Origin of the sequence: Clostridium sp. 1001271B_151109_B4 (assembly GCF_015670405.1) — a bacterium.
Classification (GTDB): domain Bacteria; phylum Bacillota; class Clostridia; order Clostridiales; family Clostridiaceae; genus Clostridium.
Map to the genome: position 1 here is coordinate 29,710 of NZ_JADPBQ010000023.1, position 13,621 is coordinate 43,330.

Below are 13,621 nucleotides of genomic sequence, written 5' to 3' on the forward strand. Positions count from 1 at the left end.
TATGAGAAATTCAAGTGATTTAAAAAAAGAATTAGATAGAATTGATGGCCGTGGCTATAAATCCTATAAAGATTTAGAGGGGCAATATAGTTTTAATAATTATATATTGAGTATAGACCATGTTCAGGGAGATCCATTTGCATCACCATCAAGAGTAAGAGTTATAGTAAATGCCAATTATAATCAACTTCCTGAAGAATTATTTGATGAAAAATATAAGAAGGTAGCATTATGTGACTTTTTAACTAGATTATTTAGTAAAAATATTTATAAATATGGAGAGAAAATCTTTGGATCAGGAAAAAGTGGACTTATAGAAATAAGTAGATGTCCACAGCAAATATTGGAAAGAACTTCAGTAATAATAGATAATGAAAAAGTAGAGGCAAGATTTTATGTTGGATTCCCTGCTAGGGGAAGAAGTGTATTATCAAGAGAATTAGAAAAGATATTATTTAATGTTTTGCCTAATATAGTTGAAAATACATTGATTTATAATAAAATAAACACTAAGGCTTTAAATGATAGAATAAAATTAGTTGAGGATCAAGAATTTATAAGAAATGAACTTAAAAATAAAAATCTTGTTGCGTTTGTTGCTAATAATTCTATATTACCAAGAGAAAGTGGAGTCTCACAAAAACCTTTGAAAGATGGGAAAAAGTTTATTTCTCCTAAAGAATTGGAAGTAGAATTTAATACACCTAATAGAGGAGTAATTAAAGGAATGGGGATACCAAAGGGAATAACTTTAATAGTTGGAGGAGGATATCATGGTAAATCAACATTGCTTAGAGCATTAGAGCTTGGTGTATATAATCATATAGAAGGTGATGGTAGGGAATTTGTTATTACAGATGATAGTGCATTAAAGGTTAGAGCTGAGGATGGAAGATCGATAACTAAAACAGATATATCATTATTCATAAATAATCTACCTAATGGAAAAGATACTAAGAAATTTTATACTGAAAATGCAAGTGGAAGTACATCACAAGCTGCAAATATAATTGAAGGTATTGAAAGTGGAACAAAGCTATTTTTAATTGATGAAGATACATCAGCAACTAATTTCATGATTAGGGATAGAATAATGCAACAACTTGTAGCTAAGGATAAAGAGCCAATAACCCCCTTTATTGATGTAGCAAGGAGTCTTTATAAAGAGAGAGGAATATCTACTATATTAGTGGCAGGAAGCTCTGGGGACTTTTTTGATATTGCAGATTTAGTTATTCAAATGGATAATTATGAGCCGTTTGAGGTTACTGAAAGGGCTAAAGCTTTAAGTAAGGGGTTAGTTGAGTATAATAAAGATTTAAATATTGATATTAATTTTAATAGGGTAATTCTTAAAGGAACAATAGAAAGTGGTCCTAAAGGCGTAAAGATAAAAACATTAGGTAAGGATGGAATTTCTATTAATAGAGAAAACATAGATTTACGTAGTGTTGAGCAAATAGTAGATAGTGAACAGTTAAATACTATTGGGGCTGTTATGAAATATGTTGAAAATAAATTAATGGGAAAGGATTTAACATTAATTGAAATAACAGATAAGGTAATCGAAGAATTAAATAAGAATCTTATTAATATTGATAATATTAAAGGTGGATATGGGAGCTTTGCAATGGTAAGAAAGCAAGAAATTATATGTGCATTTAATAGATATAGAAAAATAAGAATAAAATAATTTGAATAAATGGAAAAAATATCTAGAATATTTTTGAGATATATGGTAATATTAATATTGTTAAGTTAATAATTAACAATATGGCTTGTTGGTCAAGAGGTTAAGACGTCACCCTCTCACGGTGAAATCAGGGGTTCGATTCCCCTACGAGTCACCATTATCAAGGATTAGGGAGTTAAACAATTTTGTTTGCTCCTTTTTTTATATAAAAAAAAGCTACCATAATGGTAGCTTAAATATTTAATATATAAAATTTGCTATTAGAACTATAACTGGTAAAGTTATTAATGTTCTTTCTATAAATATTATAATTAATTCTTTTATGTTTATGGGAATTTTAGAACCAAGTAAAACTCCTCCAACTTCAGACATATATACAAGTTGAGTTACAGAAACTGCAGCAACTATAAATCTTGTCATTTCACTAGTTATTGTTGTTGAAGCAACAACTGAAGGAAGTAACATATCTGCAAATCCAACAACTAATGTTTGAGAAGCTTGAACGGCTTCTGGTACTTGTAATAATTGAAGTATTGGAATAAATGGTATTCCAAGAATTTTAAATAGTGGCGTGTAAGTAGCTATTATAAGAGCTAGTGTTGCCATACACATAACAACAGGAAGAACTCCAACCCACATATCTAAAACATTCTTAGCACCATCAGCAAAGAATTCTTTTACACTAGAATTCTTTCTTGCTTTTATTATAGCTTGTTCATATCCCCATGATAAAGAAGTATATCCTTGAGGAATAGATTCGTCTATTTTTTTAGTTTCACCATTATAATATGTATCTTTCTTTTTTGATAAAGGATAAATTCTTGGTACTATCACAGCTACAACTATTCCGGCCAACGTAACAGTTAAATAAAATGGTATAAACATATTTCCAAGTCCAACAGTATTTATTACAACTAAGCTAAAGGTAATTGAAACTGCAGAGAATGTAGTACTTATAGTTGCAGCTTCTCTTTCAGTATAAAATCCATCTTCATATTGCTTATTAGTTAGCATTATCCCTAAAGTACCGTCACCTAGCCAAGAAGTAATACAGTCAATTGAAGAACGACCAGGTAATTTAAATACAGGTCTCATTACTTTAGTTAATAATGAACCAAAGAATTCTAATAAACCAAAGTTAAGTAATAATGGTAAGAATAATCCTGCAAATAGGAATATAGAAAATAATACTGTTAAAAGATCATGTAATACAAAAGCACCAGTATCACCACTTATTATCATTTCAGGTCCTATCTCGAATGCTGCAAGAACGCCAAATATACCACCTAATACTCTAGCGACTAACCATATTGGTGTAGTGGTAAATAATGAGCTTAAAAGCTTATTATTAGTAATGAATTTAGGTTTAACAAATGTTGCTATTAAGCTAAGAATTGCTGAAATAGCCATTGTACCTGTAATTATATATACTAAATATTCACCAAGAAAATTTACTAACATTCCAGAAAAAATAGCTACAGGAATTGTTACATCACCTTCATGTTTTATTGGAATCATAAATAATAAAACACCAATTATAGAAGGTATGATAAATTTTAAGTTATCTTTTAAAGTAACTTTATTTTTATTATCATCAAATGGTTTTAGTTTTGAAATTTCCATTCTGTCTCCTTTATACATAAAAAATTTATAATTATTCATCTATATTCATTTTAAATGTAGAAATATTAAAAATCAATATTTTTCATGCATAAAAACTAAAAAAAACATTGGAAAATTTAATTTTTATGCAAATATATTAAAATTTATGTGTTTTTTATTCAAGTTTATAGAAAGTAATTATTTAATAAGGAAGATAAGGTCATAAATGTAAAGGAAGTTTTTATAGTAAATAATAATAAAGATAATTATAATAAAGAGATAACAATCTAAGTTTCAGGAGATGATTAAGGTGAATTATAGAGAACAAATGAAAGAATGTAATAGAATAGTAATTAAGGTTGGAACTTCAACACTTACTTATGATAATGGAAATATAAACTTAACAAGAATAGAAAAGTTAACAAGGGTAATATCAGATTTAATGAATTCAGGAAAAGAAGTTGTGTTAGTTACATCAGGAGCAGTTGGGGTTGGTGTTAACAAGCTTAAATTAAAAGAAAAACCAAAGAGCATAAAAGAAAAACAAGCGGTAGCTGCAGTAGGGCAATGTGAGCTTATGCATATATATAGTAAGTTTTTTGGAGAATATAGTCATGTCGTTGGACAAGTATTACTAACAAGAGATGTCGTAGAAGATGAGCATATAAGAGAAAATGTTGTTAATACATTTGAAACTTTATTAGAAAATGGGATAATACCAATAGTTAATGAAAATGATACTGTTGCCATAGATGAAATAGAAAACATAGTTAGATTTGGAGACAATGATAATTTATCTGCAATAGTTGCTCAATTAGTTTGTGCAGACTTACTAATTATATTATCTGACATAGATGGGTTTTATGATTCAGATCCAAGGAAGAATCCAAACTCGCAGCTTATAAAAACAGTAAAAGAAATTACTCCAGAACTAGAAGCATGTGCAGGTGGAGCAGGAAGCTCACTTGGAACTGGAGGAATGGCTACAAAGTTAACAGCGGCTAAAAGAGCTATAAATGCTGGGTGTAATATGGTATTAGCCAATGGTGATATTCCATCAATATTAATGGATATAATAGAAGGTAAAGAAATTGGAACATTATTTGTAAAGAAATAAAAATGTAGAGAGGGGTTAAGTAATAATGAATGAATTAATTATTAAAGGAAAAAAAGCTAAAGAAGTTTCTTTTATATTAGGAAATTTAAGTACAGGAGAAAAAAATAGTGGATTAAATGCTATGGCTGATTTTTTAGTTAATAATAAGGAAGAAATTATTAATGCTAATAAATTAGACTTACAAGCAGCTATTGAAAATGGTACATCTAAATCTATGCTTGATAGACTAGCTTTAAGTGAAGAAAGAATAGAAGGAATGGCAAATGGATTAAGACAAGTTTCTGCACTTCCAGATCCAGTTGGAGAAGTTTTAGGAATGTGGACTAGACCTAATGGATTACAAATAGGTCAAAAAAGAGTTCCTTTAGGTGTTATAGGAATAATATATGAGGCAAGACCAAATGTAACAAGTGATGCAGCTGGATTATGCTTTAAGGCTGGTAATGTAGCTATCTTAAGAGGCGGAAGTGAGGCTATTAACTCTAATAAGGCTATAGTTAAGGTTTTAAGAGAAGGACTTAAATCTATAAATCTTCCAGAGGATGCAATTCAATTAGTAGAAGATACTAGCAGAGAAGTTGCAACTGAAATGATGAAATTAAAAGAATATATAGATGTTTTAATCCCAAGAGGAGGAGCAGGGCTTATTCAAGCAGTAGTCAGAAATGCAACTGTACCAGTAATTGAAACTGGAACGGGTAATTGTCATATATATGTTGATGAATTTGCAGATTTTGAAATGGCTAAAAATATTGTATTAAATGCAAAGACTTCAAGACCATCTGTATGTAATGCAGCTGAAAAATTATTAGTTCATAAAAAAATAGCTAATGAGTTTATGCCAGTTATTTTAAAAGCATTAAAAGATAAAGATGTGGAGGTTAGAGGTGATGAAACTTCTATGGCTTACGATTCTTCAATAATAAAGGCTAATGATGAAGAATGGTATAGCGAATATTTAGATTATAAAATTGGAGTCAAAGTAGTAAAGAATATAGATGAAGCAATAAATTTAATTAATCATTTTGGTTCAGGGCATTCAGAAGCTATAATTACTAAAGATTATGCAAACTCACAAAAATTCTTACAAAAGGTAGATGCAGCAGCTGTTTATGTAAATGCATCAACTAGATTTACAGATGGAGAAGAGTTTGGATTTGGAGCAGAAATAGGAATAAGTACACAAAAGCTTCATGCAAGAGGTCCAATGGGACTTAAAGAACTTACAACTATAAAATACATTATCTACGGAAACGGACAGATAAGATAAGTGAGCCTCCAAATTTCAATTTGGCAAGGCGAACTTACTCAGCCGACAGAAGGAGGCAGAGTTTCAATAAACGCCTCCAAATTTTAATTTGGCAAGACGAACTTACTCAGCCGACAGAAGGAGGCAGAGTTTCATCTGTGATATTTCACTTAAAATATGTAGAAAGCCAGTTATCTAGCAGTTTTATATAAAAAATAATGTACAAATTTTAAAATAAACACATATCATATAGTAGAAGAAATAGTCGAGAAGGAATAATATATGGCCTATGTATTGATTTTTTGTTTAATAGTAGCGCTAATTGTTCTTAGCATATTTGTAGTAATGGACATGTATGGCAATAAGTACATTTTAGACATGAAAGACCTTCCGATAGATTGTGATACTGTAATTATTTTAGGTGCTGGTATAAGACCAGATGGAAATCCTTGTGACTTATTGGCAGATAGGTTAGATACGGGTGCTAAAGTATATGTAAGAAGAATATGCAAAACTATTTTGTTAACTGGTGATAATAGTGGTGAGAATCATAATGAACTTGCTGTTATGAAAAATTGGATTATGAAAAACTACACTGAAGAGAATATTAGAGAATCAGATTTATTAATAGATAATTGTGGCTTTTGTACTTATGATAGTATGAAGAGGGCGAAGAATATATTTAATATTAATAAAGCTATAATATCAACTAATGGATATCATTTGCCAAGAGCCATATTTATTGCAAGAAGATTTGGAATTGAAGCATATGGAATAGCCTCTGATATGAGGGAATACGATAGAATGAAGAAATATAAGAGAAGAGAGCGTTTGGCTCAAATTAAAGATTTCTTTTTATGCCTTATAAAGATATATTAATGTATCTTTATAAGGCCTTCTTTTATTGATAAATAAAAATAAATTATATTTTTAATAGATTATACTTAAATTATATTGGATAATAAATAGATAAAATAGTAGCAAAAAAAGGGAAGGAAGTAGAAAAATGTTTGAAATTAAAAAGTTTAATGATTTAACGGTTAATGAAATGTATGAAATTGCAAAATCTAGGTTTGAGGTTTTTGTTTGTGAGCAGAAGATAGTAGAAGAACAGGATTTTGATGATAAAGATAAGGTATGTCATCATATAATGTTAAAAGAAAATGAAAGAGTTGTTGCTTATTGTAGAATAGTACCTAAAGGAATAGGATACGATTATATTTCAGTAGGAAGAGTTTTAGTACTTTCAAGTTATAGAGGAAAAGGAATTGCTCAAGAAATGATGAAAGTGGCATTAGAGTTTATTAAAAACAAATTAGATGAAAAAACTGTAGTATTATCAGCACAACTTTATGCTAAAGGATTATATGAAAGTGTAGGATTTAAGGTTATATCAGATGTTTATGATGAAGTTAATATTCCTCATGTTAAAATGAAATTAGAATTATAAGATTTTTAGGAGAGGTTTATTATGAATAGTACAAGAAACTATACATTAATAACAGGTGCATCAACTGGAATTGGATATGAGCTTGCAAAGTTATTTGCAAAGGATAAACATAATTTAATTTTAGTTGCTAGAAATGAAAATAAATTACAAGCAGCAAAAAATGAATTAATTAAATATAATGTGCAAGTAAAAATATTAAGCTTAGATTTATCAAAAAATGAGGATATTCAAGGTTTATTTAATTATGTCGAAATAAATAGGTTAAATGTAGATATTTTAGTTAATAATGCTGGAATTGGAACCTTTGGTGATTTTAATGAAATAGAATGGGCAATGGAAGAAGCATTAATAGATATAAATATAAAAACATTAACTAAGTTAACAAAATATTTCTTGCCTAAGATCATTGAATGTAAAAATGGAGGACTTTTAAATGTAGCTTCAACAGCTGCTTTTTGCTCAGGCCCTAGAATGGCAGCTTATTACGCATCAAAGGCATATGTACTTAATTTAACAGAAGCTATATATGAAGAGTGTAAAGATAGTGGAATAAAGATTTCATGTCTTTGTCCTGGTCCTGTTAAGACTACTTTCCAAGACAAGGCTGGAATTAAGAAAAGTGAATCTGCCAAGAAATATTTAATGGATGCAGAAAAGGTTGCTAAAGTTTGCTATAAAGATTTTAAAAAAGGTAATCTTATTATAATTCCTGGAATGAAAAATAAATTATTAGTTATGGGAAATAAGCTTTTACCTAGACGAATCTCAAGAAAAATAATACTGAAAACTAATAAAAAATAAGGAGAAAAATATGGGGATTTTTGATGGATATTTATTAGTTTCTGATATGGATGGAACACTTTTAAATAGTAAAGGAAAATTATCAGAAGAAAATAAAAAAGCTATAGAGTATTTTGTAGATAATGGTGGTCAATTTACTTTAGCTACTGGACGTATGTTACCTTCAATAAAGAGACATATTCATAAGATGAAGGTTACACTTCCTGTAATTATGTATAATGGAACTAAAGTATATGATTTTAATAGTGATGAAGTAATTTGGGAGAAGTTTTTAGAAGAAGAACGAAAAGAAATAGTCAAAGTAATAAATAAGGTTAATCCTAATATAGGAATAGAGATATATAGTAATGAGCAAGTATATATTTATCAAGCATGTAAAAGAACTGAAAGATTTAGTAAGCTAGGTTATGATGTAATTTATAATGTCGATGAAAGTATTTGGAATAAAAAATGGACTAAAGCTTTAATTGTAGGTGAAAAAGAAGAACTAGATTTTGTTGAAACATATTTAAGAAAAGACTATGGTGATAATAATATTGTAAGGAGTTCAGATGTATATTTAGAAATAATACCAAAAGAAATATCAAAGGGGCAAGCATTGAAGAAATTAGTAATGTATAAAGAAATTGAAGATTTTACGATAATTACGGTTGGAGATAATATGAATGATGTTGAACTTTTACAAGAAGCGGAGTATGGTTTTTGTATAAGCAATGGAAGTGAAGAATTAAAAAGAAAATCAAAATATATAGCACCAAGTAATGATGAAAATCCAATAGAATTTATAGTAAACTGGATAAAAGAATTAAAAAATAAATAAGTTTAAGAAAATAAAGCCATTAAGATAACAAATCTAATGGCTTTATTTCATATATTTATAAAAATACAACTATATTGAATAAATATTCATAAAGAGGTATAATTATAAAAAATGCACATTGAAATATTTGGAATAAAGTGTACAAAAATTTAGCTGGCAAATTCCACCTAATAAAGCTAATTTATTCTTGACAATAATTCGCGCTAAATATACAATAATATACAAAGATAAGAATAAATAATTAATTAGTTAAAAAGTACACTTTAAATTGGTCCAGAGAGGCCAGAAAGGAGTATGTAGGTATGTTATATGTAAATAGCAATAGTTACATCGATTTATCAAAAGAATTTTCTAAAGTAAATTTTAAATATAATAAGGATAGTATGGAGAGATTACATAGTTAAATGTCTCCTTACTATCCTTTTCTGTTATTTTTAACTAAATAAATAGTTAAGAAAATAGATAAATTATATTTAAAGTTAAAGAGCTTTTAGAAAGTGTATTTTTAGCTGTTATATACATGAATTTTAGGAGGGCTAGGAATGAAAGCAAGGCTTATATTAGAAAATGGCATGATTTTTGAAGGTAATGCATTTGGATACTTAAAAGATAGCGTAGGAGAGGTTGTATTTACAACAGGAATGACAGGATATCAAGAGGTTTTAACAGATCCATCATACTACGGACAAATTGTAACTATGACATATCCACTAATAGGAAACTATGGAATAAATTTAGAGGATAATGAATCAGATACACCTAAGGTAAGAGGATTCATAGTGAGAGAAAAATGTAGCTTCCCAAATAACTTTAGATGTGAAATTGGATTAGAAGATTACTTAAAGCAAAATAAAATAATAGGTTTAGAAGGTATAGATACAAGAGCTTTAACGAAGGTATTAAGAAACAATGGGACAATGAGAGGAATAATTTCATTAGAACATGAAACATTAGAAGAAGTTAAAGAAAAAATAAGTGCTTTTTCAAATAGAGATGCAGTAAAAATGGTAACTACAAAGAAACCATATACAATCGAGGGAACAGGAAAGCATGTTGCAATTATGGATTTTGGAATAAAAACAAATATAATAAGAAACTTCAAAAAGAGAAATTGCAAAATAACAGTATTTCCAATGACTGCTACAGCAGAAGAAGTATTATCAGTAAATCCTGATTTAGTATTTTTATCAAATGGCCCTGGGGATCCAGAAGATTTAACTGATGTAATAGAAAACATTAAAAAGATAGTTGGAGTTAAACCTATAGTAGGTATTTGTTTAGGACATCAATTACTAGCATTAACTTTAGGTGGAAAAACTACTAAATTAAAGTTTGGACATAGAGGATGCAACCATCCAGTAAAAGATTTAGAAAGAAATAGAGTTCATATTACTTCTCAAAATCATGGATATGTAGTAGATGAGCTACCAGAAGGTGTTATAGCAACACACTTAAATATTAATGACGGAACAGTGGAAGGTATGAAACATGCTACTTTACCAATATACTCAGTTCAATTCCATCCAGAGGCTGCAGCAGGTCCAAAGGATAGTGAATATATATTTGACAGATTTATGGAATATGCACTATAGGAGGGTTTAGAAAATGCCATTAAATAAAGATATAAAAAAAGTTTTAGTTATAGGATCAGGACCAATAGTTATCGGGCAAGCTGCAGAGTTTGATTATTCAGGAACTCAAGCATGTCAAGCATTAAAGGAAGAAGGGATAGAAGTTGTATTAGTAAACTCTAACCCAGCTACTATTATGACAGACAAAGAAGTTGCAGATAAAATTTATATAGAACCATTAACATTAGAATTTGTTGAAAAAGTAATAGCAAAGGAAAGACCAGATAGTTTACTTGCTGGTATGGGAGGTCAAACAGGACTTAACTTAGCAGTTGATTTACATGATGCTGGAATATTAGAAAAGTATAATGTTAAAGTTATAGGAACTTCAATAGCTTCTATCAAAGAAGGTGAAGATAGAGAGCTATTTAGAGATATGATGAATAGAATCAATGAGCCGGTTATTACATCTGAAATAGTAACTGATATGGAAGCTGGTATGGCATTTGCAAGCAAGATTGGTTACCCAGTTATAGTAAGACCTGCTTATACATTAGGAGGAACTGGTGGAGGAATAGCTGAAAATGAAGAGGAATTAAGAACTATTCTTGCATCAGGATTACAATTAAGTACAATAGGTCAAGTTTTATTAGAAAAATCAGTTAAAGGTTGGAAGGAAGTAGAGTACGAAGTAATGAGAGACTCTTACGGAAACTGTATAACTGTTTGTAACATGGAAAACATTGACCCAGTAGGTATTCATACAGGTGATAGTATAGTTGTAGCACCATCTCAAACTTTATCTGATAAAGAATACCAAATGCTTAGAACTGCATCAATCAATATCATAAATGCAGTAGGTATTGAAGGAGGATGTAACGTACAATTTGCTTTAAATCCAAATTCATTTGAATATGCAGTTATCGAAATTAACCCTAGAGTTTCAAGATCTTCAGCTTTAGCATCAAAAGCTACTGGATATCCAATAGCAAAGCTTGCAGCTAAAATAGCTTTAGGTTACGGATTAGATGAAATTAAAAATGCAGTAACTCAAAAGACATATGCTTGCTTTGAACCAACATTAGATTATGTTGTAGTTAAGATTCCAAAATGGCCTTTCGATAAGTTCTTTACAGCTGATAGAGCTTTGGGAACAAAGATGATGGCAACTGGAGAAATAATGGCTATAGGTGCTAACTTAGAGTCAGCGTTATTAAAGGGTATCAGAAGTTTAGAAATAGGAAAATATTCTTTAGACCATCCAAAGTTTAAAGAAATGAGCATACAAGAATTAAAAGAAGCTGTAATGAAACCAGATGATGAAAGATTATTTGCTCTTACAGAAATGATAAGAAGAGATTATAGAATTGAAAGCATAGCTAAAATTACAGGAATAGATATATTCTTCTTGGAAAAATTCAAATGGATAGTGCATGAAGAAACTAGATTAAAATTAAGCAAAATCGATGATTTAGATAAGGAATGGTTATTAAAACTTAAGAGAAAAGGGTTCTCAGATAAGGCTATAGCTGATATGTTAAAGGTTAGTCCAGATGATATCTATAGATTAAGAAGTATCTGGAACATAAAACCTGCTTACAAGATGGTTGATACTTGTGGTGGAGAATTCGAAGCATTATCACCATATTACTACTCAACTTATGAACAATATGATGAAGTTGAAGTATCAGATAAGAAGAAGATTATAGTAATTGGTTCAGGACCAATAAGAATAGGTCAAGGTATTGAATTTGACTATGCCTCAGTTCACTGTGTAATGGCATTGAAGAAAATGGGAATTGAAACTATAATAGTTAACAATAATCCAGAAACAGTAAGTACTGATTTCAATATATCAGATAAACTTTATTTTGAACCATTAACAGAAGAAGATGTATTAAACATAATTGAAAAAGAAAATCCATATGGAGTTATACTTCAATTTGGTGGTCAAACAGCAATTAAGCTTGCAAACTTCTTAAAGGAAAAGGGAATAAAGACTTTAGGAACTACAGCAGATCAAATTGATATGGCTGAAGATAGAGAAAAGTTTGAAGAATTACTTGAAAAGTTTGATATAGCTAGACCAAAGGGTAAAGGGGTTTGGACTTTAGAAGAAGGTATAGAAGAAGCAAATAGACTAAAATATCCAGTACTTGTTAGACCTTCATATGTATTAGGTGGTCAAGGTATGGAAATAACTCATGATGAAGAAGAGTTAACTTACTACTTAAGCAATGCATTTAAAAAGGATAAGAAAAATCCAATACTTATAGATAAATACTTAATGGGTAGAGAAATCGAAGTAGATGCTATATCTGATGGAGAAAATATTTTAATACCAGGTATAATGGAACACTTAGAAAGAGCTGGAGTTCATTCAGGAGATTCCGTAACAATGTATCCAAGTCAAAATATTAGTGATGAAATTAAAGCAAAAGTTTTAGATTACACTAAGAAATTAGCTTTAGCTATAGGAATTAAGGGAATGATAAACATTCAATTCATAGAGTTCGAAGGAAATCTTTATGTAATTGAAGTTAATCCAAGAGCTTCAAGAACAGTTCCATATATCAGTAAGGTAAGTGGAGTACCAATAGTAGATTTAGCTACTAAGGTTATGCTTGGAGAAAAATTAGTTGACTTAGGATATGGAGTAGATGTTTATCCAGAACCAGAACTAGTATCAGTTAAGGTTCCAGTATTCTCAACTCAAAAGTTGCCAAAGGTTGAGGTATCTTTAGGGCCTGAAATGAAATCTACTGGAGAAGTTTTAGGTGTAGGTAGAGATGTTAAGGAAGCTTTATATAAGGGGTTTGTTGGTGGTGGAATGTATCCATCAATGGAAAAAGGAAAAATTTTAGCAACTATCAATAAACATGATAAGGCTGAATTCTTACCAATAGCTATGGATTTAGCTAAGGCTGGATACAATTTTATTGCAACAGAAGGAACTTGCAATCTTTTAAGAGAGGCAGGAATTGACTGTGAGCAAGTTAGAAGGCTTAATGAAGATGCACCAAACATATTAGATGTTGTAAAAAGTAAAAGTGTTGATTTAGTTGTAAATACGCCAACTAAGGGTAATGACTCTAAGAGAGATGGATTCTTAATTAGAAGAGCTGCCATAGAAAGAAATATAGGAGTTATCACAGCTTTAGATACATTAAGAGCAATTGCTGATGTTAAGGTATGTGAAATTGATAAGAGAGATTTAGAAGTATTCAATATAGCTGAATAATAAAAAAGGAACAGGAAAATATTAAAATGGACCCTATATAGTAGACACTCAAAAAAAGAGTATCTATCTATATAGAG

10 protein-coding genes and 1 tRNA gene are annotated in these 13,621 nt (G+C 29.7%); 10 read left to right on the top strand and 1 reads right to left on the bottom strand.

Going from position 1 to position 13,621, the window contains the following annotated elements:
• Position 1 precedes the first annotated feature (1 nt).
• Complete coding sequence (locus tag I4V63_RS13515) at positions 2 to 1,693, top strand: ABC-ATPase domain-containing protein (protein WP_196001766.1); 1,692 nt, start codon at positions 2 to 4, stop codon at positions 1,691 to 1,693.
• An 82-nt stretch (positions 1,694 to 1,775) separates the two neighbouring features.
• A tRNA-Glu gene (locus tag I4V63_RS13520) sits at positions 1,776 to 1,850 on the top strand.
• A gap of 83 nt (positions 1,851 to 1,933) precedes the next feature.
• On the opposite strand, the gene I4V63_RS13525 is transcribed toward I4V63_RS13520, so the two are convergent.
• Positions 1,934 to 3,316: a YjiH family protein gene (locus I4V63_RS13525; RefSeq protein ID WP_196001767.1), complete on the bottom strand. Its 1,383-nt coding sequence runs from the start codon at positions 3,314 to 3,316 to the stop codon at positions 1,934 to 1,936.
• 289 nt (positions 3,317 to 3,605) lie between these two features.
• On the opposite strand from I4V63_RS13525, the gene proB reads away from it, so the two are divergent.
• The 8 genes from proB to carB all read left to right on the top strand — a co-directional run bounded on the left by proB (position 3,606) and on the right by carB (position 13,544).
• On the top strand, positions 3,606 to 4,412 hold the full coding sequence (gene proB / locus I4V63_RS13530; protein ID WP_196001768.1) for a glutamate 5-kinase: 807 nt from the start codon (positions 3,606 to 3,608) through the stop codon (positions 4,410 to 4,412).
• Between the two features lie 25 nt (positions 4,413 to 4,437).
• Positions 4,438 to 5,682, top strand: a complete 1,245-nt coding sequence (locus tag I4V63_RS13535) for a glutamate-5-semialdehyde dehydrogenase (RefSeq protein ID WP_196001769.1) — start codon at positions 4,438 to 4,440, stop codon at positions 5,680 to 5,682.
• Between the two features lie 261 nt (positions 5,683 to 5,943).
• Positions 5,944 to 6,540 carry an ElyC/SanA/YdcF family protein gene (locus tag I4V63_RS13540; RefSeq protein ID WP_196001770.1) on the top strand — a complete coding sequence of 199 codons (597 nt, stop codon included), beginning with the start codon at positions 5,944 to 5,946 and terminating at the stop codon, positions 6,538 to 6,540.
• A 127-nt stretch (positions 6,541 to 6,667) separates the two neighbouring features.
• Complete coding sequence (locus I4V63_RS13545) at positions 6,668 to 7,111, top strand: GNAT family N-acetyltransferase (RefSeq protein WP_196001771.1); 444 nt, start codon at positions 6,668 to 6,670, stop codon at positions 7,109 to 7,111.
• Between the two features lie 21 nt (positions 7,112 to 7,132).
• On the top strand, positions 7,133 to 7,912 hold the full coding sequence (locus tag I4V63_RS13550) for an SDR family oxidoreductase (protein ID WP_196001772.1): 780 nt from the start codon (positions 7,133 to 7,135) through the stop codon (positions 7,910 to 7,912).
• Between the two features lie 10 nt (positions 7,913 to 7,922).
• Entirely contained in the window at positions 7,923 to 8,732 is an 810-nt protein-coding gene (locus tag I4V63_RS13555) for a Cof-type HAD-IIB family hydrolase (RefSeq protein ID WP_196001773.1), read from the top strand.
• Between the two features lie 542 nt (positions 8,733 to 9,274).
• Positions 9,275 to 10,324: a glutamine-hydrolyzing carbamoyl-phosphate synthase small subunit gene (carA, locus tag I4V63_RS13560; protein ID WP_196001774.1), complete on the top strand. Its 1,050-nt coding sequence runs from the start codon at positions 9,275 to 9,277 to the stop codon at positions 10,322 to 10,324.
• Positions 10,325 to 10,337: 13 nt separating this feature from the next.
• Positions 10,338 to 13,544 (top strand): carbamoyl-phosphate synthase large subunit, encoded by a 3,207-nt coding sequence (gene carB / locus I4V63_RS13565; RefSeq protein ID WP_196001775.1) that lies wholly within the window; start codon positions 10,338 to 10,340, stop codon positions 13,542 to 13,544.
• The last annotated feature ends 77 nt before the right edge of the window (positions 13,545 to 13,621 follow it).

Excerpts from the sequence above, each read along its gene's own strand:
- I4V63_RS13515 (WP_196001766.1), top strand. The coding sequence starts at position 2 with ATGAGAAATTCAAGTGATTTAAAAAAAGAATTAGATAGAATTGATGGC.
- I4V63_RS13525 (WP_196001767.1), bottom strand. The coding sequence starts at position 3,316 with ATGGAAATTTCAAAACTAAAACCATTTGATGATAATAAAAATAAAGTT.
- I4V63_RS13535 (WP_196001769.1), top strand. The coding sequence starts at position 4,438 with ATGAATGAATTAATTATTAAAGGAAAAAAAGCTAAAGAAGTTTCTTTT.
- I4V63_RS13540 (WP_196001770.1), top strand. The coding sequence starts at position 5,944 with ATGGCCTATGTATTGATTTTTTGTTTAATAGTAGCGCTAATTGTTCTT.
- I4V63_RS13545 (WP_196001771.1), top strand. The coding sequence starts at position 6,668 with ATGTTTGAAATTAAAAAGTTTAATGATTTAACGGTTAATGAAATGTAT.
- I4V63_RS13550 (WP_196001772.1), top strand. The coding sequence starts at position 7,133 with ATGAATAGTACAAGAAACTATACATTAATAACAGGTGCATCAACTGGA.
- I4V63_RS13555 (WP_196001773.1), top strand. The coding sequence starts at position 7,923 with ATGGGGATTTTTGATGGATATTTATTAGTTTCTGATATGGATGGAACA.
- carA (WP_196001774.1), top strand. The coding sequence starts at position 9,275 with ATGAAAGCAAGGCTTATATTAGAAAATGGCATGATTTTTGAAGGTAAT.
- carB (WP_196001775.1), top strand. The coding sequence starts at position 10,338 with ATGCCATTAAATAAAGATATAAAAAAAGTTTTAGTTATAGGATCAGGA.